Genomic DNA, 24,384 nt, shown 5'->3' with positions numbered 1-24,384 from the left:
GGCCCCATGCCGGTGACCCTCACGCCCGAGCTGGAGCCGGGGTTCCGGCTGCTCGGAGTGGAATGGCCGAAAGAGGACGAGGACGGCATCCGTACGTGCGCGACGGCGTACCGTACGTGCGCCACGTCCCTGCAGCGCGAGGTCAACCCCGCGGCGCACGGGGCCGTCGCGCGCGCCGGGACGAACAACGCCGGCGACCACATCGACGCGGTCAACGCCTACTGGGCCGACTACAGCGAGCCCGGCGCCGGGCACCTGGACAGCCTCGCGACCTCGCTGCACGCCATGGCGGACGCCCACGACCTGCTCGCCCGGCTCATCGAGATACTCAAGCTGCTGCTGAAGCTGCTTGCGATGTACGTGCTCATCGCCCTGACCTGGGCGCTGGCCTCGGCGGTGATCTCCGGCGGGCTCGCCGCGCTGCGGGCGCGGGCGACTGTCGGGATGCTGCGCACCTTCGCCAGGCAGGCCGTGGCCACCCTGCGCCGCAAGCTGGAGCGCTACTTCGGCCGGACGCTGATCCGGGCGCTGGAGACCCGCCTGCGCCGCCTGCTCGGCGCCAGGCCGCCCAAGTTCCCGGCCGCGGCCGCGGCCTCGCGGCTGAAGAAGGCGCTGGGTCCCGCCGGAATGCTGGCGGCGTCCGGAGGCGCCCTGTTCCTGGACGAGGAACGCCCGGAGCGCCACCCGCACGACCCGCCGAACTCACCGAAGGGCGCCCCGTTCACCGGCGAATACCGGATCGGCCCGCCCCAGGACCCCGGCATCCGCTTCGACGATCCCTGGCCGTACGACCCCGACGCCAAGCCCACGGCCGAGGACTACGCGAACTGGTACAAGTGGCGGGGCCTCATGCACGGCGAGGAGGCGATGCCGGGCTGGGACGACGCCGCCGCCACGGTCAAGCACTATCTGGACGGTTCCGGTAGCGACTTCGAGGTCGATTACCAGAAGGCGTACGACGAGGACAAGAGCGTCCGCCAGTCGGTCGACGGGGCGGTCCGCCAGGCGCAGGAGCAGGCCGAGCGGCTCTACCGGGAAAGCGGCAGGTCGGAGTTCCAGATGACCGGCCAGCCGCTCAAGGCCAAGACCGAGACGGACAACTGGAACGGCGCCCTGGGCAGCCACTCGATCTGGGGCAGCGGGAACGTCCGGATCGACGGGAACCAGGCGACGATGGAGATCACCGTCCACGCCCACGACCGGTACAACTTCAACAAGTACGACGACAACGGCGCCAAGACCGGGTGGATCAACCAGGAGAACGGCCGTTTCGAGGAGCTCGGCTGGGCCAGGTCGTACACCACCCGCGGTCAGCTGACCCGCACGGTGACGTGGACCATCCCGTCCCATTGACGGTCGCGACCATTCTTAGGAAACTTTCCTAAACGATTCCTGGGACCCAACGCCTTCGCCGCGCCCACGGGCTGCAGCTACCAGCTCAACACCTCGGAGCGGTGGGCCTCCAGCTACTGCACCTCGGGCACCGGCGAGCACCGGATCCATGTCCTGCAGCGGCACTTCCTGCCGGAGGTCGGGCTCATCCCCATCGAGGGCCCGTGGGCGCCCGCCGGAGCCACCTCCTACACCGGTATCAGCCCGCACACGACGATCAGCGTGTGGATCGACACCCGCGGCTGAGACCGTGAAGGGGGCGTGCCCCGAGGGGCACGCCCCCGCCGGTCACGGTCCGTACGCCTTGACCTCCAGGAGGCCGACGGAGTTGGTGCCGTTGCCGGTCATCAGCACCCGCAGGCGGGTGGTGTTCGTCGCGGTGAAGTTGACGGTGTTGTACTGGTTCTTGGCCAGCCCGTACGCGCTCGCGCCGGGCACGTCGACATAGGCGCTGCCGTTCCAGTACTGGAGCTTCCAGGACGCGGGCATGTCGATGCCCTCGTCATCGTCGAAGAAGTACACCTCCGCCTTGTTCAGGTTCTGGGCCGCGGACCAGGTCAGGTCCACCCACTGCTGCCCGGTCTCCGGCCAGCAGCCCCAGCGCGGGTTCACGGTGTCGTTGGAGGAGGGCGGGTCGATCCCGTCGTTGACGGCGGCGACGCTCTCCCAGGAGGAGGTGTTCGACGCCGACGGGGTCGCCGAGGCGGCCAGGTTGCCGCTCGGCGGCTGCTGGGTGCCGCCACGGTTGAACATCTTGATCTCGGTGAGCCCGGTCTTGGCCCCCGAGGCGTTGGTGGCCAGCACCCGTACCCGCTGGGCGCTGATCGCCGGGAACTGCACCACGTTGTAGTTCGCCCGTGGCGCCGACGGGCTCTTGGCCTGGCTGGGCGCGGTGACCCAGGCGCTGCCGTTGTAGTACTGGATGTCGTACGAGGCCGGTGCCCGGTAGGTGGCGCTGGCCGGGCGGCTGTCCTTGAAGTAGAGCCGGACCTCGTTGAGCGTGCGGGCGGCCCCGAAGTTCACCTCGTACCAGTCCTGGCTGGCGCCGGTGCCGCCCCAGAACGGCTCGTTGACCGGGAAGCCGTCGACCGCGCCCGCGGCGGTGCTGCCCGACGCGGTGGAGGAGGTCGAGACGCTGGACCCGGAGGCCAGGTTGGTCAGGTTGGCGGTCAGGTCGACCCCGGCCTTGGCCAGCAGGTCCACCATCCGGGCGCTGCTCTGCGTCACCTGCGCGGGCGCCTGCAGCCCCGGCGAGGACACGTGATAGGTGACCGTGCCGCTCGTGGTGACGTCACCGGTGGCCGGGTCCCAGGTGAAGGGCACCAGCGAGTTGACCGTGGCGACCCTGCTGCCGTTGATGAAGATGGAGTAGCCCTCGGGCACGCCCGGGTAACGGACCACGCCGTCCGCCGGGTCGTCCCAGACGATGGTCAGGTCGGCGTTGCGGTAGCGCAGGTTGTTGACGGTGAAGTTGGGCCAGCCGATGTTGATCGGTGAGAGCTCCACCTTCGCGTCGTTGCGCGGGCGCAGCCCCGCCACGTCCTCGATCACGGTCCAGTTGCTGCTGCCCAGGATGTTGTGGTGGATCCAGGAACGGTAGGTGATCGAGGAGTTGTTCCAGTCCGCCCAGAACTCGTTGGCGTCGGGGTACTGGGTGTTGCCGTTGATGTACTGGGCCCAGGCGTTCCAGTACAGCAGCTTCTTGTACCAGCTCGTGTCGATCCACGAGTTGGAGTAGTTCCGCAGCACCGAGGAGAGCAGGCGGAACTGCACGGTGGAGTTGATCGTGGAGAAGTTGTTGCTGCCGGTGCCCGAGGCCGCCTTGTCGGCCTGGTTGGCGGTGTAGAAGGGGAAGATCGGATACTGCGCCGGATCGTCGAACAGGCGCAGCGCCTGCTTGTACGTCGCGGTGTTGGGGACGGCGCCGACGGCGAACGGGTAGTAGTTGTTGATCTCCTTCCACGGCACCCACTCGTTGGTGGACTTCAGCCGGTGCTCGAACAGCTGCCGGTTGGGATTCCACAGCACGTTCACGATGGCGTTCTGGATCTGCGTGGCGAGCGTGCGCATCTCGGTGGCCTTGGCGGTGTTGCCGACCGCCTCGTACGCCTGCGCGGCGGCCAGCGCGCCGCTGTACTGGTAGGCCGACTCGGCGCGGTCCATGTTGCCGGGCTTCCAGTGGAAGGAGACGGCGTCGGCGTCGTTGCCGGTCAGGGCGCCCCAGTCGTACTCGATGAGCTTGTTGTTGTCGTGGTCGTAGTAGGAGAGCTGACCCTTGACGTCACCCTCGGCGTAACGCGCCAGGTTGGCGGCGATCGCCGGCTGGCCGCCGTGGATCTGGTAGCTCTTCCACGCCGCCTCGGCGATGTACTGGGTGTAGCTGTTGGACCAGTTCTCCGGATCGCCCGGATTGTCGAGGAAGCGGCCGTTCTTGGAGATCTGACCGACGCTCAGCCAGTCGCCGTAGGAGTAGATCGGGTTGCGCAGGTACTTCAGGTCGTCGATGTGCATGGGCTGGGTGAGCGCGATGGCGTTGTTGTAGCCCAGCACGCCTTCGGTCGAGGTGGGGAACTGGAACGTCTGCCCGGGAATGTCGGCGTCGAGGTTGTTGAAGCGCATCAGCCACCAGCGGTAGTAGATGTTCTTCTTGATGGCCGGCTCGGGTACGTCGATGTAGGGCACGTTCTGCGCCCACCACAGGTTGTAGGCCCGTACGTGGGTGGCGAAGGCGGTGGCGTTGGTGTACCCCGCGTAGGCGTCATACTCGGTCCGCGACTCGGGGATCTCGTTGGTGACGAAGCCCATGACCACCTTGGCGGTCACGGTCCCGCCGGCCGGGATCGTCACGGACCTGTTCAGGCCGCCGCTGGAGACGGTGAAGCCGTCACCGGTCAGCCGGGGATAGATCGTGGTGAGGTTGTTGTAGGCGTTGACCTGCCCGGTCAGCTCGCTGCCGCTGCCCGAGGTGGCGTACGGGGAGGTCGCCCGCAGCTGCAGGGTGGTCGAGCTGGAGCCGCCGTTCGTGATCGACAGGTTCGTCACGGCGACGTTGTTGTTGGTGATGAACTTCGTCTGGTTCACCGTGATGGAGCCGCTGGTGTGCACGCTCTTCCAGTAGCTCGGCGCCTGCCAGCGGGAGTTGACCTGCTCGGTGAAGGTGCCCGGTGTGATCGCGACGGTGTAGGCGTTGTTGTTGCTGATGCTCTCCCAGTACGCCACCTGACCGGCGAAGCCGAGCGTGCCCGGTGTGTGGGTCTTCATGAACAGGGCGCGTCCCCGGGACATGAGCCAGGTTCCGGCCGGGTCGTTGCCGGGGCGGGCCAGCAGCCGGTCCATCCAGAAGTCCGTGCCCGAGCTCTCAGAGTCGTAGATGGCCTGCATCATGTTGCCGGTCGTGTACGTACCGGGCGCGGCCGGGATCGCCTGGCCGCCGAAGGTGGGGTATCCGATGGTCTGGGCAGCCTGCGCGGGAGCGCCTACGACGAGTGTTCCCGCGATGAGCAGGAGGGCCGTGATGATTCTTCTCATGCAGAGTGATCCGATCCGATCGAACGCTTGGGGGGAGTGATCGAACCTAGCGCTTGGTTGTGGTAGCGCTAACAATCCTTTCTGTCGAATCGGTGAAATAAAAGGTTTTCGGCAACGTAAACCGATATAAGGGCCCTGTCAATCGGCGTGGCGGACTGCCTTGGCGACCGTTGCGAAAAGGTTTTCGGCTGGTTTCGGCTTTCGCCAGGTCGTCAGGCCAGGCGGGCGAGCTGCTCGGCCGTCACCCGGCCGCGCATCGGGCGCCCCCGTGTGAAGTGTTCAATGTCGGTGATCGCGTACTCGCCGAGCCGCCGCAACTCACGCCCCTGCGCGCCCGCCACATGCGGGGTGATGAGCACGTTGGGCAGGCCGAAGAGGGGATGGCCCGGAGGCAGCGGCTCGGGGTCGGTCACGTCCAGCACGGCCGAGACGCGACCGGACGCGCACGCCCTGGTGAGCGCCTCGGTGTCGATCAGCGAGCCGCGGGCGGTGTTGATCACGACGGCCTGGTCCGGCAGGAGGCCGAGGCGGCGCTCGTCCAGCAGGTGGCGGGTCTCGGCGAGGGCCGGGGCGTGCACGGTGACCAGATCGCTGCGCCGGCACAGCTCGTCCACCTCCACCAGCTCGGCCCCCATTTCGGCCGCCTCCTCCGGCGAGACGTAGGGGTCGGACAGCAGGATGTCGACCTCGAAGCCGCGCAGCCGCCGCAGCACGTGCCTGCCCACCCGGGAGGCCCCGATCACGCCCACGGTGCAGTCGTACAGCCCGGTGCCCGCGCCCTGCTGCCAGGCCGACCGGTCGGCGCCGGCCGCGTAGTGACCGGCCCGCTCGAAGACCCGTTTCGCGCCGAGCACCAGCATGGCGATGGTGTACTCGGCGACGGGCACGGCGTTCGCCTCCGCCGCGGACGACACGAGGATGCCCCGCTCGTACACGACGGGATCGACGATCGCCTTGACGGTGCCGGCGGCGTGCACGACGGCCCGCAGCCCGGGCGCCGCCTTCAGCACCTCGGCGTCGATCCGCGGGCAGCCCCACCCGGTCAGCAGGATCTCCGCCCCGGCCAGCGCCCGCGCCGCCTGCTCTCCCTGGAACGAGGTGAACGTCACCGTCGCGTCGACCTCGACCGACTGCCGCAACCGGTCGACGAGGTCGGCGGGGAAGACGTCGGGGAAGGCCCAGGGCGCGATCGCGAAGACCGCGACGGGTGGCCGTGACATCGGCAGGCTCCTCAGGTAGGTGGACGGTTATGCGGGGGCTTCATGTGCCGCCAGTGACGCGCCCGGGGAGGCGGACCGTCGTCGGCGCTTCACGTCGGGTTCCTCCCGCCGCCGGTGACGCGGACGCAAGTCGGGGTCTCGGTGAGGCGGATCGTCGCCGAGTCGCCGCTCGGCAGGGCGAGGGTGACCTGGTCGCCGTCGACCCGTACCGCCGGGGGTCGCGCCTCGGGCGCGCCGGTGAGCAGGACGAGGCTGACGTACACGGCGGTTCCGCCCGGGTGTGCGTCCGCGAGCACGTACGGGGTGGCCGAGTGCCGTCCGAAAGCGTTCGCGCCCTCCGCGGTCGCCACTCCGGCCGCCGTGTAGCCGTGCAGCCCGCGCACCACGCTGACCAGCCCGTCCGCGCGCCGCGCCGACGCCCAGAGCTCGCCGCTGCGCGCCATGGGCGGCGTCTCCCCCGCGATGGCGTGGCCACCGTCCCTGACCTGGTGTCCGGCGGGCGCGGTGACCCGGTGGATCCGCACCTCGGCCGCCCCGTCCACCACCGAGGCCGTCACCACGTGGACCGGGCCGGCCGGCAGGTCGTCGCGGTAGGCGGAGGCGGCGAACCGGTCCTGCGTGGTGAGCGGCTCGATGCGGCGCCTGCGGGAGACGGCCCCGTCCGGCGCGACGACGACCACCTCCCCGTCGATGCCCACCGCCTGCCCGTCGCTACCGGCCGTCCCGCTTTCGCTACCGGCCGTCTCGGCCAGGTCGGGGCCGGTGTGGCTGGTGTAGGCGAGCTTGAGGTAGTGCGGGTCCGGCACCCCCGACGGGTCCTGGATCCGGTCCCGGTCGCTGCCGTGGTTGATCAGCCGGACCACGCCGTCCTCACGGGTGGCGTGCAGCAGCCACCCCGGCGGGCGCATCGCCACCGTCTGGTCCGCGAGGTCGATCGGCGCCGGGGCCTCGGCGTCCGTCCACACCGGGTGTTCGGGGGGCAGCAGCAGGCCGAGGAACGCCTTGCTGGCCCAATAGGGCGAGCCCGGCCCCGAGTAGCTCTGCGTGACCGGCAAGAAGGTGTCGTACCAGCCGAGCGTCAACAGACCCCGCTCGTCCGGCACGCCCCGCTCGACGAAGTGGCGCAGCACTCCGCTGGCGATCCGCCGGGTCCGGCCGGGCGGGAGCGGCGAGGAGCCGGTCAGCGCGCCCAGCCAGAGCGGCGCGACCGTGGCGAACCGGTAGGTAAGCGACCGCCCCTGGTGCACAGGTCCGCCATCGGCGGCGAACAGGTGCTGGTACTGGCCCAGGAAGGTCCGCAGCCGCTCGCCGTAACGCTCCAGGCGGGCGTCGTCCCCGGCCATCCTGGCCCACAGCAGCGGGTAGAGGTGCAGGGCCCAGCCCGCGTAGTAGTCGAAGTTCTTGCCCGCGCCGTCGGAGTACCAGCCGTCCCCGACGTACCACTCCTCGATCCGCTCCAGGCCGCCGGTGATCTCATCGAGCTTGTACGGCCCGCCCACCTCGGCCAGGAACTGCTCGACGACCACCCGGAACAGCACCCAGTTGTTGTCCGGCGTCCGCCTGCCGACGAAGCCCGCCAGCCAGGCCACCACCCGCTCCTGCTCGGCCGGGGACAACCGGTCGTACAGCCAGGGCCGGGTCTCGTGCAGGGCCAGCGCGATCGACGCCGCCTCGACCAGCGGTTGGGACATGTCGGTCAGCGGCGGCCAGGCGTACGGATGCGCCGGGTCGGTCCCCGCCACCAGCCCCTGGGCGTACCGCTCCAGGAGAGCGGGCGGCACCGCGCCGCCCGCCCCGGCGATCCGGAACGCGGCCAGCAGGAACGTGCGGGCGTACCCCTCCAGGCCGTCACTGACCGGCCCCGACCGGCTCTCCCTGCCCGGCATGCGGTACTGCGCGAAGTCATCGGTGGCGTACGGCACCACGGCTGCCAACAGGTGATCCGCCACGGCCTCCCAGTGCGCCCGGGTCCAGCCGGTGCAGGCGGACAAGTCGGTATCGGCAGGTGGGAGGCGCAGCGATGACATAAGCGGATAATACGGCTCGCGATCAACGAGACCGGGGAGGGGTGCTCTCGCGCAGAATCACCCGCGTCTCGATCCGCAACTCCGCGCCCTCAGCGAGCGCGAGGCGCATCGCGCTCGCGCCGGCCTCCTCCAGGGGAACGGCCACGGAGGTGAGCGCGGGCACGACGTCCACCGCCGAGCCGATGTCGTCGAACCCGGCGACCGCGATGTCCGCACCCGGGACGAGCCCGGCGTCGCGGAAGGCCGTCATCGCGCCGATCGCCATCACGTCGTTGACCGCGAAGACGACCTCGATCCCTTCAAGCCCACGTCCGGCCAGCTCATTGGCCGCCGCGTAGCCGCCGCCCCGAGTGAACTCCGTCTCCAGCAGGAACCGGCCGTCCAGAGCGATGCCCGACTCCCGCAGCCCTTCGGTGAAACCGTCCACCCGGTCGCGGGAGGTGCGGACCCGGTCGGGGGCGTGGATGACCGCGAACCGCCGGTACCCCACCCCGGCCAGCGCGCGGGCGAGCCGCCTGGCCCCGCCGCGGTTGTCGATGGTGACGGTGGCGAACGGCAGGTCCCGCTGGCTGATCAGCACGACGCGCCCACCGGCCGTACGGTACTGCTCGAGCTCCTCGACCAGCGCCTCACGCGTACCGGCGCCGTCGACACGGCTGCCCGCGATGATGATGACGCGCGGGCGCTGGCCGCGCAGCGTCCTGACGATCTCGAGCTCACGGTCGGGCGACCGGTCGGCGACGGCCATGGTGACGATGAGCCCGGCCGCCTCGGCCGCCCGGCTGACCCCGGCGGCGATGGCGGAGAAGTAGGGGTCGGCCACGTCGCCCACCACCAGGGCCGCCGTACGCGTCGAGCCCTTCGCGATCGCCTGGGCCGACAGGTGCGGCTCGTAGTCGAGCTTGGCCGCCGCCGCCAGCACCCGGGAGACGTTCTCCGTACGGACGTTGCGCGTGCTGCCGTTGAGCGCGCGCGACGCCGTGGCGATGGACACGCCCGCCTCCCGCGCGACGTCGTGCAGGGTCGCCGGCGACGAACGCCCTTCGGACGAGGCTTCGGCCATGCCGCACATTGTTTCAGCCCTGTCTGATCCGGCGAGGAGAAGCGGCGAGCTCGACAGTGGTCGCGCCGGGCGGGCCGACGAGGAGCGAGGTCAACTGAGGGCCGAGTGGACCAGCGGGTGAGGTCAGCTGGGGGCCGAGTGGACGTGCGGGTGGGCGACGTCGTGCGTGTGCAGGCGGCCGCACATGCCCCAGCGGGGTTCGGGCGGGGATTCGAGCAGCGTGGCCTCGCGCAGGTGTGTCCCGTCGCCGCGTTCCAGCGCGTCGAGCACCTCGGCGGTGTGGCGGCTCTGCCGGGCGACGGTGTCCTCCCAGGTACGCCGCCAGCCCGCGACCGCGGGACGTACCAGCGCGACCGCGCTGTCATAAAACTGCCGCAACGGTCCCGGATCCCCGTCGGCCAGGCTCTCGGCCAGCCGCAGGAACCCCTGCACGGCCAGCTCACGGCGACGCCGCACGGCCTCCTCCACCCCCGCGCCGGACGGCAGCGTGGCCGCCTCCCGGTAGCGGGCCGCGTCCGCCACGATCTCCGGCGGGAACGTCATCACCGCGTCCCCCGCCTCGGGCAGCCCGGCGTTCTGCATCACCACGACCACCTCCAGGTCACCCCGGTTGATCGCCCGATGGATCGTGCCCGGCGTGAACCACACCGTCGAACCGCCGCTCAGCTCCGTCTCCCGGAAACCGCGCACGTCGAGGGTCTGCAAGGCGCCGCTGCCGCCGATGACGACGTACGCCTCGGTGGAGGCGGTGTGCATATGCGGCGTGCCGCCCTCCAGGCCATCGGAACACGCGCCCGAGTACACCGACAACCGGGTGACGGAGGTCCCGCCGGGGAACGTCATGACCGCACCCCCAGCGCGGCACGGCCCTGGTCGGCCAGGTGCCGGGTGCCTTCCTCGCCGTGGTCTCCGGCGGCCACCACGACCGCGTACCGGAAATTGACCGTCTCCCCGTCCGCGACCCGCACCTCCTCGCTGAAGAACGGCGCCGGGCACAGGCAGGCGAACTCCTCGCTGCGGACGAACCACTGCGGCGGGTGCTGGGGGTTGGCGGCGGCGTCGACCATGACGATCGTCGACCAGTCGCCGCTCCCGTCGTGCCGGCCGCGGAAGCCGAACCACTCCGCCCGCGTCCCTCGCAGGTCGTCTCCGGCGCCGGCGCCGGTCGGGGACTGGACGATGCCCTGGGTGAACGATCGCGGGCCGCGCCAGAACAGGCCGCCGTACCCGGCGTTCTCGCGGCCCTTGGTGGTCGGCGAGCCGATGTCGAGCGCGGCTCCCGACACGTTGGTCATGGCCGTCTCGAAGATCAGCACCCAGGTCGAGTCGTCCAGCACCTGGGCCGTCAGCGTGCGCAGCTCGTCGATGACCGGTTGCCCGGCCTGGGAGCGCCAGGCGAGCCGGTGCCCGATCTCGGCAGATTCGCCCTGCGCCGACAGCGTGGTCAGCTCCTGGTGCACGGCGCTGCCGTTGTTGTCGAGCTGTACGTAGAAGCTGCCGTGCACGTACGTGGGGCCGCCCCAGAAGTTGTGCTCGCCCACGTGCGGCAGGGACCAGGCGATCCCCTTGTGCCAGACGTGGTCGTGCGGCCTGAACAGCGACACGACCTCACCGGCCAGAGTCCTGATCGGGTGCAGGTACGGCTTGGGCGACTCCAGCGTGGGAGTGTCGGGCCGGTAGGTGTAGGTGAACAGCTCGACGTCCCCCGCCGTGACGGCGATCGACCGGTCGAGCGTGTGGCAGACCTGGAGCGTCATCGCGCACCCGCCTTGTTCCATGGCGTACCGCTTCCATCCATTCGCCGCCAGAACGGGCTGGCGGGGCTGATCTGGCCCGCATGTATGCGCTCGCCGGTGAAGGCGGAGGCGTACAGCGCGGCGATGAACTCCATCGTCCGCCCGGCGTCCTGGAGGGTCACCGGTGGCGGCTCGCCCTGGTCGAGCGCGTCGAGCACCGCCGCGAGCTGGTCGCCGTGCCCGCTCGGAGCGGTGACCGGCCCCGGCGTCCAGGCGATCTCCTCGTGACCGGGGGCCGGGGTCAGCGTCCAGTCGTCGTCGGTGTAGCCGTACAGGTGCGCCACCTCGACCGTGGCCCGCTCGAAGTCGAACCTGAGCTCGGAGGTCTGCCTCGGCGAGATCACCGAGTTGACCACCGAGGCCAGCGCGCCGCTCTCGAACCGCACCAGCGCCATCGACACGTCCTCGGTGTCGGTGGCGCGGGCCTGACGGGCGGCCAGCGCGGTGACCTCCGCCCAGGGTCCGAGCACCGACAGCAGCAGGTCGAACTGGTGGATGCCGTGGCCCATCGTCGGCCCGCCACCCTCCTTCTCCCAGGTGCCGCGCCAGGGCGCCGCGAAGTACTCCTCGTCGCGGTACCACTGGGTGGCGCAGGTCGCCAGCAGCGGCCGGCCGAGCTCACCGGCCGCCACGAGCCGGCGCAGCCGGACGGCGGCGGGGCCGAAGCGGTGCTGGAAGACGGTCGCCACGTGCGCCGTCGAGCGGCTCTCCGCCTCGCGGAGCTCGGCGAACTCCGCCAGCGAGAGCGTGGGCGGCTTCTCCACCAGCGCCGTGACCCCGGCCTCCAGGCAGCGCGCCGCCAGCGGCGCGTGCTGCTCGGGCGGGGTGCACAGGCAGACCAGGTCCACCTGCTCCTCGGCCAGCAGCTCATCCAGGCTCGCGTACGCCCGGGGCGCGTCCCAGGTCTCGGCGAACGCCTTGGCCCGGTCGAGGTCCACGTCGGCCGTGGCGACGAGGCGGGCCCGGCCGCCGGAAGCCCGCACGGCCGCCGCGTGGGCGGTGGCGATCCCGCCGGTTCCGACGATGGCGGTCCGGTAACTGCGTGGGGGCATGTCTGCCTGGCCTCCTGGGCGGTGGGAAAACGTATTCCGCAGTTTGCATGGCGGTTACGCGAGCGTCAAGAGCCGGGTCCGGGGCAGACGAGACCAGTGAGGCCACTGGGATATCCCAGGTGACGCCACCCTGAGCCTGCCGAAGCGAGGCACGGCGGGTGCTCGGGCCGGGTGGTCAGAGGCGGTCAGCCGTGCTGTCCCGGACGACGAGTTCGCCCCGCACGGTCAGCCGCGCGGGTGCCGTGCGTTCGGCCAGCGCCAGGCGGATCGACTCGGCACCGACCTGCGCCAGCGGAAGCGCCACGGTCGTCAATCGAGGCGTCACGTCAACCGCCAGTTGGATGTCGTCGATCCCCGTCACCGAGACGTCAGCGGGAACCCGCACACCGGCGGCCCGGAAAGCCGACATCGCCCCAATGGCCACGATGTCGTTGACGGCGAGAACCGCGTCCGTCTCCCCCAGCCCTTCGGCGACCAGCCGCCGCGCCGCGTCGAACCCGCCCTGGCGGCTGATCTCGCAGTCCACGATCCGGATGTGCCGATCCTCGACCCCGCCGCCGACCAGCCCCTTGGTGAATCCCGAAACGCGCGCGGACAGGTTGGCCCATTCACGGGCGCCGCCGAATATCACCACCCGCCGATGCCCCGACTCCGCGACGTACGCGCCGAGCGTCCGGGCGGCGCCATGATTGTCGAACTCGATCGAGTCGAAGGACTCCTCCGCGACGCCGACGATCACGACCCGGCCGCCTTCACGCTCGTACGCCTGCAACTCCTTGAACAGGCGGCCTTCGAGCGCGTTGGCCACCAGCCGGCTGGAAGTGAGCACAAGCGCGCGTGGACGCAGCGCACGGAGCAGGCGGACGGTTTCGAGCTGCCGTTCGGGCGTCGCCCGGGTGGCCGAAACGGTGACGAACGCCCCGGCCGCACGGGCCCGCCGCTCCATCGCCGCCACGATCATCCCCATCGACGGGGTGGTGAGATCGTCCACGACCAGCGTGATCGCGTCGCTGACCCTGCGCATCGCTCGGGCCGACAGGTCGGCGGTGTAGCGCAGGTCGGCGGCGGCGGCGAGCACCCGCCGCTCGTACTCGGGCGCGACCGTACGGGAACTGCCGCCCAGCACCCGGGAGGCGGTCGCGACCGAGACCCCGGCCGCCGCGGCCACATCGTGCAGGGTGACGGTGGGTCTGGCCGCATGCGGCATCCGATGTTCCTCTCGCGCCAGGCAACCGGCCGATCGGCCTGACCATACTGGATACGGTCGCTCGCGACTGGCCGCGAACGCCCCCTGCGGGCGTTGTGGGCCGCGGGTCACGCCGGGGCGGCCAGCCAGCGGCGTACGTCGGCCATGGCCGTACCGTCGCTGTCGGCGTCGATGCCCGCCGCGAGGTCCGCGATCGTGATGCCCGCCAGCGCGCCGGACCAGGCCTCCTGCGCCGAGGCCATCGCGCGGGCGATCGCGCACGGCCGGTCACACCGTTCGGCCGGTACGGCCAGCGGCCCCTGCTGCCGGATCTCCGTGCACCGGTAGGCGGGCGAGTCGCCGTCGATGGCCTGGACCACCTCCAGCACGGTGACCGCCGCGGCCGGCCGGGTGAGGAGGTAGCCGCCGACCTGCCCGGCCGTAGACCGTACGATGCCCGCCCGGGAGAGCGCCTGGAGATGCTTGGCCAGGTACGCCGGCGGGGTGCCGTGCAGCTCCGCGAGCCGCGCCGCCGGCACCGGGTCCTGGCTCTGGCTGAGCGTGACGCAGCTGTGCAGTGCCCACTCCACGCCGTTGGACATCTTCATGTCCGGCAGCCTACCCATTCCGGACAACGAATGTCCGTGATAGAACTCGGATGGAAAATATCCGAGATCAACTGGAGCTCCCATGACACGTACCGCCCTCGGCGCGGCCGCCGTCGCGCTGTTCGTCGCCGCGGCGAACCTGCGACCGGCGATCGCCGCCGTGTCCCCTCTGGTGGACCGCATCCGAACCGACCTCGACCTGTCCGCCACGGGAGTGGCGCTGCTGACGACCATCCCGACGCTGGCCATGGGGATCTGCGCGCCCTTGGCCGCCGTGGTCGGTCGCAGGTACGGGCTGCGGCTCGGCGTGCTGCTCGGGCTGGCCGTCATCGCCGTGGCGACGGCGGCCCGCGTCTTCGGCGGCTCCGCCTGGCTGCAGCTGACCTGCGCGGCGGCCGTCGGCGCCGGCATCGCGATCGCGCAGACGCTGCTGCCCGCCGTGGTCAAGACGCGCTTCGCCGACCGCGCGGGCCTGGTCACCGGCATCTACACCGCCGGCCTCGGCCTGGGCGGCGCGGTCGCGGCCGGGGTGACCGCGCCCCTGGCCGACGCCCTCGGCTCCTGGCCGGGCGCGCTGGCCTCCTGGTCGGTGCTCGCGGTGGCGGCCATGGCGATCTGGTCGGCCTCCCGCACCGCTCTGGACCTCGACAGCACCCCGGCCCTCGCGGGTACGAACCGGACCGGCGCGGACCGGACGGCAACGCCAGCGGGCACGAACCAGACCAGCGCGAGCCAGACCAGCACGAGCCAGACCAGCACGAGCCAGACCGGCGCGGGCCAGACCAGCACGAGCCGGACGGCGACTCCGGCAGGGCCTGTCACCAAGGGGCTGCCCTGGCGGAGTGGTTTGGCCTGGCGCATCACCGTGTTGTCCGCCGTCAACTCCGCCCTGTACTACTGCGAACTCGCCTGGGTCGTCCCCCTGCTCCACGAGGACGGGCACCGTGACGCCACCGGTGCGGGCGTGCTGCTGACCGTGCTGATCTCCATCCAGGTCGTCGCCATGCTGGCCGTACCCGCGCTGCTGGGTGAAGGGCGGGACAGGCGCGCCGGGCTGGTCCTGACGACGGCGTTGACAGCGATCGGGTTCGCGGGGCTGGCGGCGGCTCCGGCGACGGCCACCTGGGTGTGGATCGCCGCCCTGGGTGTCGGTCACGGCGGGCTGTTCACGCTCGTCCTGACGCTGCCCGTGGTGGCGAGCCGCGACGCCGCCGAGGCCGGGCGGATCAGCGCGATGGCGTTCTTCGTCGGCTACGCCTGCGCCGCGCTGGCGCCCCTGCTGGTAGGAGCGCTACGTGACGCCACAGGAGACTTCCGCCTGGCCTTCGGCCTGCTCAGCGGGCTGACCACCGCGATGCTGCTCCCCATCGCCCGACTGCGTGAGGGCGGCCGGGATTTGTGAGGCGTCACAGATTTGACAGCGCGGATTTACCGCCCGGTCCAATTCACAGAATGACCTTCGCGGCTCATCGTGTGTCTGCACGTCGAACTCCGCACCCCCCACCACCCCCCTCGCCGAAGGAGTCTCCATGGTCCGACGGATGTTGGCCGTGCTCGCAGCGGCCGCCCTGGCGTTAGGTCTCGCCCCCGGCGCCCAGGCCGCGCAGAGCGACGTGTACGTGGCCCTCGGCGACTCGGCCGCCTCGGGACCGCTGGTGCCCAACCAGGTCATCCCCGACCTCGGCTGCTGGCGCTCCGACCACAACTACGCCCACCTGACGGCACAGGCCATCGGCGCCAGTACGTTCCGCGACGTCACGTGCTCCGGCGCCGACACCGGCGACATGTACCAGCGGCAGAGCACGGACCTCGGCTCGGTCGCGCCGCAGCTCGACGCGCTCAGCCAGGACACCACCCTCGTCACCGTGCAGATCGGGGCGAACGACGTCGGCCTCACGGGCTTCATCGAGGACTGCCTGAACCTGCTGCCGCCGCCCGTCGGAGACGCCTGCAACGACGACTACATCGTGGACGGCCAGGACAGCTGGCGGGTGAAGACGGACGCGCTGCGCTCGCGCCTGACCACGCTGGTGGGCGACATCCGGGCCCGCGCCCCGCAGGCCCGGATCTTCATGGTCGGCTACGCCACCTACGCCCCGCCGAACGGCTGCTACCCGCGCGTCCCGATCATCAAGGCCGACGCCAACTACATCCGCGCCACCTTGCGGTACTTCAACCAGATGCTGGCCGAGCAGGCGTCCGCCGCCGGTGTCGGCTTCATCGACCTGCAGACCCCGAGCGTCGGCCACGACCCGTGCGCGTCGCCGGGTGTGCGGTGGATCGAGCCGTACGTCCCGGCCGCGCCCGCCGCCCCCTTCCACCCGAACGCGCTCGGCATGAGCAACTTCGCCACCGTGGTCACGGCCGCCGTCTCCGGCGTCTGAGACGGCAAAGAACCCGGGTCAGTGGCGGTGGCCGAGCCGGCGACGGGCGGCCAGCGCCGCGCCGATCCGCTGGAGATGCGCGGGGTCGACGGGATCCAGTCCGGTCAGACTGACGGCCCTGCGCAGGCGGTAGTCGACGGTGTTCGGGTGTACGTGAAGAAGTGACGCGGCCCGCCGCCGGTCGAGCCCCGTGTCCAGGTACACCTTGAGCGTCCTGAGCAGGTCGGGATTGTCCAGCAGCGGATCGAGCAGCCCGGCCAGCGCCGCCGTCGCCTCGCTCGACCGGGTGAGCTGGTATTCGAGCAGGACGTCGGCCAGCCGGTACGCGCCCGGCGGCCGCTGGAAGATCTGCACCACCTCCAGCACCTCCTCCGCCAGTTTGGCCGCGGCCGGCACCTCGGTGGGCGGCGCGAGCTCGGCGGCGACCCACACCGGCACCCCAGCGGCCTTGCTCATGTCAGCGCGAGTAGCGGCGGCCATCTCGCCGACATGAGCAAGGCGCCCGTCAAGCGGGCCGCAGGGCACCAGCACGAGCCCGCCCGTGGTGTCGAGCACCGACAGCACCGGCTCCGCGGCATGGCGGCGCAGCGCGGTGGTGATCCGGTGCAGCTTGCGCCGCCCGGCGATGGACCCGCCCGGCTCGTCGGAGTCCTCGTCGGCGTGCCTGCCCGCCGCGACGGCCAGCACGAGGTAGCGCCGCGCGAGCCGTACCCCGGCCAGAGCCGCGCTGTCGCCCGCGAGCAGCGCGGACACCGTCGCGTGCATGGTGTGCTGCTCGTGGCTGAGCATGCTCTCGCGTTCTTCCAGGTACGCCGTGCACACGGCGCTCGTCACCGCCTGCGTGTAGACGAGGATGAGCCGGTTGGCAGCCAGGACGTCCTCGAAGTCGGCCGGCGTAGCGGCGGCGAACAGGTGCTCCCACACCATCCGCGCCCCGCGGGCGTAGGCGGTGAGCAGGTCGTCCAGCGGCACTCCCTCCCGGGCCCGGCGCGCGGACGAGGAGCGCAGCGGCGCCAGCTCCGCCCTGGTCGGCGGGCGGCCGTCGCGGAACATCCGGGAGATCAGCCGCAGGTTGTCCTCGGTGATCCGGGTGATGTCGCCGTCGAGCTCTTCCCTGGGCAAGCGCCGGTAGATCGGGATCTCCTCGGCGAAGCTCCGCACCAGCTGCCTGGCCAGTTTGGTGGTCTGGCGATCAAGCGTTTCGTGTACGGGGCGGCCGGCCAGAGTGAGAGGGCACACCACTGTCAAACCATGCCAAAACGGACGCATTTCCGCAATGGACAAGGGTTTACGGACCCTATTGCAAGCCCCTGACCTCGACTGACTTTGCGCTGACGGCCATTAGTCACGTACGTTTACTGACTCATGCAAGCGTAAGTAAAGGCGGTCACTCTATGAATTTCAGCGAGTACGTCGTCTCACGCTGGGACACCCTCTCGCTGGCCGCCGGGGAGCACGCCCTCGTCGTCGGCGTCGCCATCGGCGTCTCCACGGCAGTCGGCGTCGGCATCGGGCTACTCGCCCACGACCTTCCGAAAACCCGGGGATTCTCGCTGGCGATCTCCGCCGCGATCCTGACGGTCCCCTCCCTCGCCCTGCTCACCCTGCTCATCCCGATCACCGGACTCGGCTGGGGATCCACGCTGGTCGCACTGACCGCGTACGCGTTCCTGCCGATCATCAGGAACACGGTGGCCGGGCTGCGCGGCGTCGACTCCGCCATGGTGGAGGCCGGACGCGGGATGGGCATGAGCCGGACCCGCGTCCTGCTGAAAGTGCGGCTGCCGCTGGCCTGGCCGCTGATCCTCACCGGGGTGCGCGTGGCCACGCAGATGCTCATCGGCATCGCGGCCATCGCCGCCTACGTCGACGGCCCCGGCCTCGGCACCCAGATTTTCGAAGGCCTGTCCCGGCTGGGCTCGGTGAACGCGCTCAACGCGACGCTCGCCGGCACGCTCGGCATCGTGGTCATCGCCGTCCTGTTCGACCTGTTCTTCTTCGCCGTACGTCAACTGACCATTCCTAGGGGGCTTCGTGTTCGATCGTGACACCGGAGGTGCAAGTATCGAGCTGCGGGCGCTGACAAAGCACTACCCAGGACAGCCCGCGCCCGCGGTGGACCACGTCGACCTCGACATCCCCGCCGGCGAGCTCGTCGTCTTCGTCGGCCCGTCCGGGTGCGGCAAGACCACCACCATGAAGATGATCAACCGCCTGGTCGAGCCCACGTCGGGCGAGATCCGCATCGGCGGCGAGGACGTGCTGAGCCTGCAGCCCGACGAGCTCCGCAGGCACATCGGCTACGCCATCCAGCAGGTGGGACTGTTCCCGCATCTGACCATCGGCCAGAACATCGGCCTGGTGCCGAAGCTGCTCGGCTGGACCCCCGCCAAGACCGCCGACCGGGTGGAGGAGCTGCTCTCCCTGGTCAACCTGGAGGCGTCGGCCTACCACGACCGCTACCCCCGCGAGCTGTCCGGCGGGCAGCAGCAGCGCGTGGGCGTCGCCAGGGCGCTGGCCGCCGATCCCCCCGTGATGCTGATGGACGAGCCCTTCGGCGCGACCGACCCCATCACCCGCGAGCACCTGCAGAACGAGTTCGTCAAGCTCCAGAAGCAGCTGCGTAAGACGATCATCTTCGTCACGCACGACTTCGAGGAGGCCATCAAGCTGGGCGACCGCATCGCCGTGCTCAAGGAGCGCTCGCACATCGCCCAGTACGACACGCCCGCGAACATCCTGGCCAACCCGGCGGACGACTACGTCGCCGGCTTCATCGGCGAGGACGCCACGCTCAAGCGCCTCGCGCTGCTGCGCGTGGCGGACGTGGAGTGCCGGCAGCAGCCGGGCAGCGCGAACCTGCCGCAGATCACCGCGGACGCCAGCCTGCGCGAGGCCCTGGACCTCATGCTCGCGAACGGCACCGACCGCTGCGGCTCGCCGTCCGGCGTCCTCACCTACGGCGCGCTGTGCGAGGCCGTGGGAACCGAACCCGCGCCTGCCCCACGGCTGAAGTCGGTGGGATCCGGACCGAAGCCGGTGAGCGCCGCGCCCGTGCCGGACACCGCCCGAGAGGAGGCGGTCGGCAGGTGACCGCCGCGACAATCGGCGCAGGCCGGACCCGCTCATTCGGGCGCGTTTCAGGTCTGCGGTACATCATCACCCCCGTCGCCCTCTGCGGCGTACTGATCGGCCTGTACACCTGGCTCGGCGCGCAGAACCTGGACTCCATCGAGAGCCGCAGCCTCACCCGTGAGGTCCTCTTCGCCAAGGCCGCGGAGCACATCGAGATGACGCTCGTGGCGACCGCGCTCGTGGTGGTCATCGCGATCCCCCTGGGCATCGTCGCCTCCCGGGCCCGCAACCGGCTGATCACCCCCATCATCCTCACCCTGGCCAACCTGGGCCAGGCGATCCCGGCCATCGGGCTGCTCGTGCTGTGCACGTTCCTGCTGGGGGTCGGCTTCCAGACCGCCCTGGTCGGCCTGGTCGCCTACGCGGTGCTGCCCGTACTGCGCAACACGATGGTCGGCGTGCAGCAGGTCGACCCGGCGCTCATCGAGGCCGCGCGCGGCATGGGAATGACCAAGGGACAGGTGCTGCGCCGCGTGGAGCTCAAGCTGGCCGTGCCGGCGATCCTCGCCGGGCTGCGGACGGCGCTCGTGCTGACCGTCGGCGTCGCCACGCTCGGCGCGTTCGTCGCCGCGGGCGGCTTCGGCGAGCTGATCATCAACGGGCTCAAGCTGAACCGCATGCCCGTGACCATCGCGGGCGCCGTGCTGACGGCGAGCATCGCCTTCTTCATCGACTGGCTCGGCGGGCTCGCCGAGAACCTGCTCAAGCCGCGCGGCATCTGACTCCCCCTCTCATACCGCAAGTACCGTAAGCCAGCTTCAAGAGGTGTTTTTCGTATGCGTGTCCGCAAGACGTTCACCCTGCTCACCGCCGCCGCCCTGACCCTGACCGCCACGAGCGCCTGCGGCTCGAGCGGCGCCGTCGAGGCCGCCAGCGCGGGCGACGAGCTGTCCGGCGCCAAGTTCACCATCGGCTCCAAGGACTTCACCGAGAACATCGTGCTCGGGCAGATCGCCGTGCAGCTGCTCAAGGCGCACGGGGCGGAAGTCGTGGACAAGACCAACCTGGGCGGCACCGTGCCGAACCGCCAGGCGCTGACGTCCAAGGCGATCGACATGTACTGGGACTACTCGGGCACCGGCTGGATCGAGCACCTGAAGAACGCCACCCCCATCCCGGACTCGGCCAAGCAGTTCAAGGCCACCTCGGAGGAGGACCTGGCGAAGAACAAGATCCGCTGGATCGGGCCGACCCCGCTGAACAACACCTACGCCCTGGCGATCCGCTCCGAGAAGGCCCAGCAGCTGGGCGTCAAGACGGTCTCCGACGTGGCGAAACTCGCCAAGACCAACCCGAACGAGGCGTCGTTGTGCGTCGAGTCGGAGTTCTCCACCCGTGACGACGGGCTGCCGGGGCTGTCCAAGGCGTACGGCCTGAACATCCCGAAGGACAAGATCAGCCAGCTGGACACCGGCGTCGTCTACACCGAGACCGACAAGGGCCAGACCTGCAACTTCGGCGAGGTGTACACCACCGACGGACGCATCGCCGCGCTCGGCCTGACCGTGCTGCAGGACGACAAGCACTTCTTCCCGATCTACAACGCCGCCGTCAACGTACGGGACGAGACCTACCAGAAGTACCCGGCGCTGGAGAAGGTGCTCAAGCCGGTGATCGCCAAGCTGGACGACACGACCATGCGCAAGCTCAACGCCCAGGTCGACGTCGACGGCGAGGAGCCGGACAAGGTCTCCGCCGACTGGCTCAAGACCTCCGGCTTCCTCGGCAAGTCAGCCGCCTAGCCGGCCCCACCCCTCAGCCCAGCAACTCGACCGTGCCCGCCTCGCCGTCCACCCGGACGCGATCGCCGTCGCGCAAGCGCATCGTCGCGTTCCCCGTGCCGACCACCGCCGGTATGCCCAGCTCGCGGGCCACGATCGAGGCGTGCGACAGCGGCGCCCCCATGTCCGTCACCACGGCGGCGGCGCGCGGGAACATCGGGGTCCAGCCGATGTTGGTCAGCGTCGTCACGAGGATCTCGCCGGGCTTGAGCCGGTCGCCGTCCTCAGGTGAGGAGATCACCCGGGCGACGCCCTCGACGATGCCCGGCGCGCCGGGGAAGCCGGTGACCGTGTCGCTGACCGGCGCGCTCCCGCCGCGCGCGTCGTAGATGTCGCCGCGCCGGTCGGGGTCGGCGGCCCAGCGCACCGCGTCGAAGTGCCCGACGATCAGCGCCGGGTACGGCGGCAGCGCCGCGTACATCTCGTAGGTCGCCCGCCGGGCCGCGACCCGCTCCAGCGCGGAGGCGTCGCCGCGCAGGAGGCCGAGGATCTCCTCCAGATAGAGGAAGAACAGGTCGTCGCCGTGCCCCGTGAGCTCCCCGGCCCGCAACACGAAGGCACGCAGCACCCAGAACGCCCGCATGTTCTCCGACCGGGCGTTCTCGCGGTCGCGGACGACCTTGCTCCACCGGGTGACCCGGTCCCGCATCTTGGCTTCCTGGCGGGGGTAACGCTGGGCGAACCGCGCCCACGCCTCCTCGCGCGCCTTCTTCTGGCGGGCGAGCAGGGCCTCGGTGTCGGCGCTCACGTCACGCAGCCCGGCCAGCTGGGCGTCGATCCACGCCGGATCCTCGCCGGGACGCGGAATGGAGACCTCGAACTCGTGGGGCCCCCGATGCCCGTACAGGTGGGCGAAGGTGTCCCGGTCGATCTCTCCCCTGGCCAGCTTGCCCAGCCCGATGACCGGGCCGAGGCTGGCCAGCTCGCCGTCGACGTTGGCGCCGGTGAGCATGGCTTCGGCGTCGACGTCGCCCATCATCTTGCGCAGCTTGTCGCGGGTGTAGACGAGCGTGGCCCCGCCCTGCCGGCCGGCGGCCTCCAGCGTGCGGCAGCTGGTGATGACGTACGGCTCGATCTCGCGCTCCCACAGGTCGGCCAGCTCGGCGCCGGTCTCCGTGGTGGCGACGCGGGCGCGCAGCTCCTCCGCGCGCCGCTGCGCGGTGGCGAGGAAGGCGGGCATGACCTTGAGGTTCGTACGGACCCGCTTCTGGATGTTGATCCCCAGCGGCACGACCTTCTTGACGATCTCCCAGCGGGAGACCTTCAGCAGCGGCACGTCGAGGCCGGGCGGCAGCTTGCCGAAGATCTGCTCGACGGCGCTCAGCCGGCTCCGCATGCCGAGCGAGATGGCCATCGTGTACATGACGCTCAGGTTCATGTAGAAGCGGCCGCCGATGTTGCCGACCAGGTCGAATCCGGGCAGCGCCGAGGCGGCCATCGCCTCATGGATGAACATGCGGACGAACGACCAGGTCACGGGCGTCATCACGTCGGGGATGGCCTCGCCGAGGTTGCCGCCGGTCCACAGGTAGTCGCCCTTGAGGCTGTCGTTCCACTCCTCGACCGGCTGCTTGAGGCCGGTGATCGGACGGGCCTGGACGATGAGGAACGAGCCGTCGCGCCTGGCCCATTCGACGTCCATCGGCGTCCCGTACAGCTCCTCGATGCGCGAGCCGACCCCGGCCAGCTCGGCGGCCTGCGCCGGGTCGAGCACGGCCCGCCGCCGCAGCTCGTCGGGGACGGGCTCTTCGTGCGTGCCGGACGGCGTGCGTACGGTCATCACGGTCTTGTCGCCGACCCGCGACTCGGCGACGGCGCCGTGGCGGACCACGACCGTGTCAGGGGTGACCTGGCCGCCGACGACCGCCTCGCCCAGGCCCCAGGAGGCGTTGATGACGATCTCGTCGCGGGCGCCGTTGACCGGGTTGGCGGTGAACATGACGCCGGCCGCGTCGGCGTCCACGAGCTCCTGCACGACGACGGCCAGCGCGACGTCGTCGTGCGGCACGCCGTTCTGCTCGCGGTAGGCGATGGCGCGGGCGTTCCAGAGCGAGGCCCAGCAGCGCTTGACGGCGTCGAGCAGCGCCTCGCCCCTGATGTTGAGGTAGGTGTCCTGCTGCCCGGCGAACGACATGCCGGGCAGGTCCTCCGCCGTGGCGGACGAGCGGACCGCCACCGGCACGTCCTCGCCCATCGCCTCATATGCCGTGCGGATCTCCGCGGCGACGGCGGCGGGCATCTCGTGCCCGGCGAACAGGGCGGCGATCCCGGCGGCGTCGCCGGCGGCGGCCGCGTCGAGAATCCGGTCGCGGAAGTCCGCGGCGAAGGCCCGGTAGGCCTCGGTGGTGATGTGGAAACCGCCGGGAACGGGCAGTCCCGCCCTGGTCAGCCTGGCCAGGAAAGCGCCCTTTCCGCCCACCGTCGCGAGGTCCGCGGCGGCATCGTCGAGAGGGAGGAGGACCCTCACGTGACACGCTCCTTAGCGCCCAGGGAGAGCGCGAGCTTCCGCTCCGCGATCTCCCGCATGGTGTCGAGATAGCCGAGGGTGGCCAGCCTGACGGCCCGCGCGTCGTCGTCCGACAGCGTGGCGCCGGTGCCCATCGCGCGGACGCCGGTGTCGGCGACCAGCTCGACGAGCCGGTCCTCCGGCATCCGCATCTGCTCGGGCATCATGGTCTGTGTGAGCAGGAACCCGTAGATGACCGAGGCGAGGGTCGCGAGGTGCTCGGCGGGAGTCAGGTCCGAGCGGAGCACATCCCGCCCGGCCAGGTCCTGGAGGTACGTCCCGAACGCGGCGCCCAGGTCGAGCGTGCTCTGGCTGCTCTTCTTCTGCCTGCTGAGCTTGCCGAACACCTCCGAGTCGTCGAGGATCAGCGCCCTCATCAGCGGCCGGCGCAAGAGCCCCCCGACCAGCTCCCGGAGCAGCTCGCGCAGGTCCGCGGGCGCGCGCTCGCGGACCTCCCGCACCAGAAGGACCCGCTCACGGCGGATCAGCGCCGCGAAGAGCATCTCGCGGGTCTTCCAGTGCAGGTAGATCGTGCCCTTGGCGACGTCGGCCTGCCTTGCCACGTCGTCGATGGTCGTCTTGTCGTAGCCCCAGCGCAGGCACAGCTCGGCGGCGGCGTCGAGAATCCGGTGCGCCCGCTCCAGCTGGCGCGCGGGATCCTGCGGGGGCCGTCCCACCCTGGCCATCTCGTCTCACCTCAAATGTT

19 protein-coding genes are annotated in these 24,384 nt (G+C 70.7%); 7 read left to right on the top strand and 12 right to left on the bottom strand.

Annotated elements, in window-relative coordinates; translation table 11 throughout:
- The first annotated feature begins 6 nt into the window (after window positions 1-6).
- On the top strand, window positions 7-1,353 hold the full coding sequence (locus AB0B61_RS08740; protein WP_358429726.1) for a hypothetical protein: 1,347 nt from the start codon (window positions 7-9) through the stop codon (window positions 1,351-1,353).
- Window positions 1,354-1,680: 327 nt separating this feature from the next.
- Here the strand turns inward: AB0B61_RS08740 and AB0B61_RS08735 are convergent, their stop codons facing one another.
- From AB0B61_RS08735 to AB0B61_RS08695, 9 genes are all read right to left on the bottom strand, one after another.
- A complete protein-coding gene (locus AB0B61_RS08735) occupies window positions 1,681-4,920 on the bottom strand; it encodes a hypothetical protein (RefSeq protein WP_358429724.1) in 3,240 nt (1,079 codons plus the stop codon).
- A 212-nt stretch (window positions 4,921-5,132) separates the two neighbouring features.
- A complete protein-coding gene (locus AB0B61_RS08730) occupies window positions 5,133-6,140 on the bottom strand; it encodes a hydroxyacid dehydrogenase (protein WP_358429722.1) in 1,008 nt (335 codons plus the stop codon).
- A gap of 89 nt (window positions 6,141-6,229) precedes the next feature.
- Window positions 6,230-8,167: a DUF2264 domain-containing protein gene (locus AB0B61_RS08725; protein WP_358429720.1), complete on the bottom strand. Its 1,938-nt coding sequence runs from the start codon at window positions 8,165-8,167 to the stop codon at window positions 6,230-6,232.
- Window positions 8,168-8,189: 22 nt separating this feature from the next.
- Window positions 8,190-9,230, bottom strand: a complete 1,041-nt coding sequence (locus AB0B61_RS08720) for a LacI family DNA-binding transcriptional regulator (protein ID WP_358429718.1) — start codon at window positions 9,228-9,230, stop codon at window positions 8,190-8,192.
- 123 nt (window positions 9,231-9,353) lie between these two features.
- Window positions 9,354-10,073, bottom strand: a complete 720-nt coding sequence (locus AB0B61_RS08715) for a cupin domain-containing protein (protein ID WP_358429716.1) — start codon at window positions 10,071-10,073, stop codon at window positions 9,354-9,356.
- Window positions 10,070-10,987: a PmoA family protein gene (locus AB0B61_RS08710; protein WP_358429714.1), complete on the bottom strand. Its 918-nt coding sequence runs from the start codon at window positions 10,985-10,987 to the stop codon at window positions 10,070-10,072. The genes AB0B61_RS08715 and AB0B61_RS08710 overlap by 4 nt, the downstream gene beginning before the upstream one ends.
- The gene (locus AB0B61_RS08705; RefSeq protein WP_358429712.1) at window positions 10,984-12,078 is read right to left on the bottom strand and encodes a Gfo/Idh/MocA family oxidoreductase; all 1,095 of its coding nucleotides are present in this window, start codon (window positions 12,076-12,078) and stop codon (window positions 10,984-10,986) included. Before AB0B61_RS08705 ends, AB0B61_RS08710 begins: the two co-directional genes overlap by 4 nt.
- Window positions 12,079-12,253: 175 nt before the next feature.
- Complete coding sequence (locus AB0B61_RS08700; RefSeq protein WP_358429710.1) at window positions 12,254-13,285, bottom strand: LacI family DNA-binding transcriptional regulator; 1,032 nt, start codon at window positions 13,283-13,285, stop codon at window positions 12,254-12,256.
- Window positions 13,286-13,392: 107 nt separating this feature from the next.
- On the bottom strand, window positions 13,393-13,872 hold the full coding sequence (locus tag AB0B61_RS08695; RefSeq protein ID WP_358429708.1) for an Rrf2 family transcriptional regulator: 480 nt from the start codon (window positions 13,870-13,872) through the stop codon (window positions 13,393-13,395).
- Between the two features lie 82 nt (window positions 13,873-13,954).
- On the opposite strand from AB0B61_RS08695, the gene AB0B61_RS08690 reads away from it, so the two are divergent.
- Both AB0B61_RS08690 and AB0B61_RS08685 read left to right on the top strand, forming a co-directional pair.
- Window positions 13,955-15,274, top strand: a complete 1,320-nt coding sequence (locus tag AB0B61_RS08690) for an MFS transporter (protein WP_358429706.1) — start codon at window positions 13,955-13,957, stop codon at window positions 15,272-15,274.
- A 127-nt stretch (window positions 15,275-15,401) separates the two neighbouring features.
- Window positions 15,402-16,256 (top strand): SGNH/GDSL hydrolase family protein, encoded by an 855-nt coding sequence (locus AB0B61_RS08685; protein WP_358429704.1) that lies wholly within the window; start codon window positions 15,402-15,404, stop codon window positions 16,254-16,256.
- An 18-nt stretch (window positions 16,257-16,274) separates the two neighbouring features.
- On the opposite strand, the gene AB0B61_RS08680 is transcribed toward AB0B61_RS08685, so the two are convergent.
- Window positions 16,275-17,495, bottom strand: a complete 1,221-nt coding sequence (locus tag AB0B61_RS08680) for a helix-turn-helix domain-containing protein (protein ID WP_358429702.1) — start codon at window positions 17,493-17,495, stop codon at window positions 16,275-16,277.
- Between the two features lie 155 nt (window positions 17,496-17,650).
- Here AB0B61_RS08680 and AB0B61_RS08675 point away from each other — a divergent pair, with 155 nt between their 5' ends.
- From AB0B61_RS08675 to AB0B61_RS08660, 4 genes are read left to right on the top strand one after another with little or no spacing between them, the layout of a single operon-like run.
- Complete coding sequence (locus AB0B61_RS08675; RefSeq protein WP_357947744.1) at window positions 17,651-18,304, top strand: ABC transporter permease; 654 nt, start codon at window positions 17,651-17,653, stop codon at window positions 18,302-18,304.
- The gene (locus AB0B61_RS08670; RefSeq protein ID WP_358429700.1) at window positions 18,291-19,349 is read left to right on the top strand and encodes an ABC transporter ATP-binding protein; all 1,059 of its coding nucleotides are present in this window, start codon (window positions 18,291-18,293) and stop codon (window positions 19,347-19,349) included. The genes AB0B61_RS08675 and AB0B61_RS08670 overlap by 14 nt, the downstream gene beginning before the upstream one ends.
- Window positions 19,346-20,113 (top strand): ABC transporter permease, encoded by a 768-nt coding sequence (locus AB0B61_RS08665; RefSeq protein ID WP_358429698.1) that lies wholly within the window; start codon window positions 19,346-19,348, stop codon window positions 20,111-20,113. The genes AB0B61_RS08670 and AB0B61_RS08665 overlap by 4 nt, the downstream gene beginning before the upstream one ends.
- Before the next feature lie 54 nt (window positions 20,114-20,167).
- Window positions 20,168-21,133 (top strand): glycine betaine ABC transporter substrate-binding protein, encoded by a 966-nt coding sequence (locus AB0B61_RS08660; RefSeq protein WP_358429696.1) that lies wholly within the window; start codon window positions 20,168-20,170, stop codon window positions 21,131-21,133.
- Window positions 21,134-21,146: 13 nt separating this feature from the next.
- Here AB0B61_RS08660 and AB0B61_RS08655 read toward each other — a convergent pair whose 3' ends face one another.
- Together AB0B61_RS08655 and AB0B61_RS08650 are read right to left on the bottom strand one after the other, a co-directional pair.
- Window positions 21,147-23,639, bottom strand: a complete 2,493-nt coding sequence (locus AB0B61_RS08655; protein ID WP_358429694.1) for a PEP/pyruvate-binding domain-containing protein — start codon at window positions 23,637-23,639, stop codon at window positions 21,147-21,149.
- On the bottom strand, window positions 23,636-24,364 hold the full coding sequence (locus AB0B61_RS08650; RefSeq protein ID WP_358429692.1) for a helix-turn-helix domain-containing protein: 729 nt from the start codon (window positions 24,362-24,364) through the stop codon (window positions 23,636-23,638). Before AB0B61_RS08650 ends, AB0B61_RS08655 begins: the two co-directional genes overlap by 4 nt.
- Between the last annotated feature and the right edge of the window lie 20 nt (window positions 24,365-24,384).

This window comes from Nonomuraea sp. NPDC049158, assembly GCF_040648335.1.
Taxonomy (GTDB): domain Bacteria; phylum Actinomycetota; class Actinomycetes; order Streptosporangiales; family Streptosporangiaceae; genus Nonomuraea.
The sequence above is the reverse complement of the archived record's forward strand: the minus strand, read 5'-3'. Positions and strand labels throughout refer to the sequence as shown.

Coding starts and splice junctions, on each gene's coding strand:
- AB0B61_RS08740 (WP_358429726.1), top strand. CDS start 7: ATGCCGGTGACCCTCACGCCCGAGCTGGAGCCGGGGTTCCGGCTGCTC.
- AB0B61_RS08735 (WP_358429724.1), bottom strand. CDS start 4,920: ATGAGAAGAATCATCACGGCCCTCCTGCTCATCGCGGGAACACTCGTC.
- AB0B61_RS08730 (WP_358429722.1), bottom strand. CDS start 6,140: ATGTCACGGCCACCCGTCGCGGTCTTCGCGATCGCGCCCTGGGCCTTC.
- AB0B61_RS08725 (WP_358429720.1), bottom strand. CDS start 8,167: ATGTCATCGCTGCGCCTCCCACCTGCCGATACCGACTTGTCCGCCTGC.
- AB0B61_RS08720 (WP_358429718.1), bottom strand. CDS start 9,230: ATGGCCGAAGCCTCGTCCGAAGGGCGTTCGTCGCCGGCGACCCTGCAC.
- AB0B61_RS08715 (WP_358429716.1), bottom strand. CDS start 10,073: ATGACGTTCCCCGGCGGGACCTCCGTCACCCGGTTGTCGGTGTACTCG.
- AB0B61_RS08710 (WP_358429714.1), bottom strand. CDS start 10,987: ATGACGCTCCAGGTCTGCCACACGCTCGACCGGTCGATCGCCGTCACG.
- AB0B61_RS08705 (WP_358429712.1), bottom strand. CDS start 12,078: ATGCCCCCACGCAGTTACCGGACCGCCATCGTCGGAACCGGCGGGATC.
- AB0B61_RS08700 (WP_358429710.1), bottom strand. CDS start 13,285: ATGCCGCATGCGGCCAGACCCACCGTCACCCTGCACGATGTGGCCGCG.
- AB0B61_RS08695 (WP_358429708.1), bottom strand. CDS start 13,872: ATGAAGATGTCCAACGGCGTGGAGTGGGCACTGCACAGCTGCGTCACG.
- AB0B61_RS08690 (WP_358429706.1), top strand. CDS start 13,955: ATGACACGTACCGCCCTCGGCGCGGCCGCCGTCGCGCTGTTCGTCGCC.
- AB0B61_RS08685 (WP_358429704.1), top strand. CDS start 15,402: ATGGTCCGACGGATGTTGGCCGTGCTCGCAGCGGCCGCCCTGGCGTTA.
- AB0B61_RS08675 (WP_357947744.1), top strand. CDS start 17,651: ATGAATTTCAGCGAGTACGTCGTCTCACGCTGGGACACCCTCTCGCTG.
- AB0B61_RS08660 (WP_358429696.1), top strand. CDS start 20,168: ATGCGTGTCCGCAAGACGTTCACCCTGCTCACCGCCGCCGCCCTGACC.
- AB0B61_RS08650 (WP_358429692.1), bottom strand. CDS start 24,364: ATGGCCAGGGTGGGACGGCCCCCGCAGGATCCCGCGCGCCAGCTGGAG.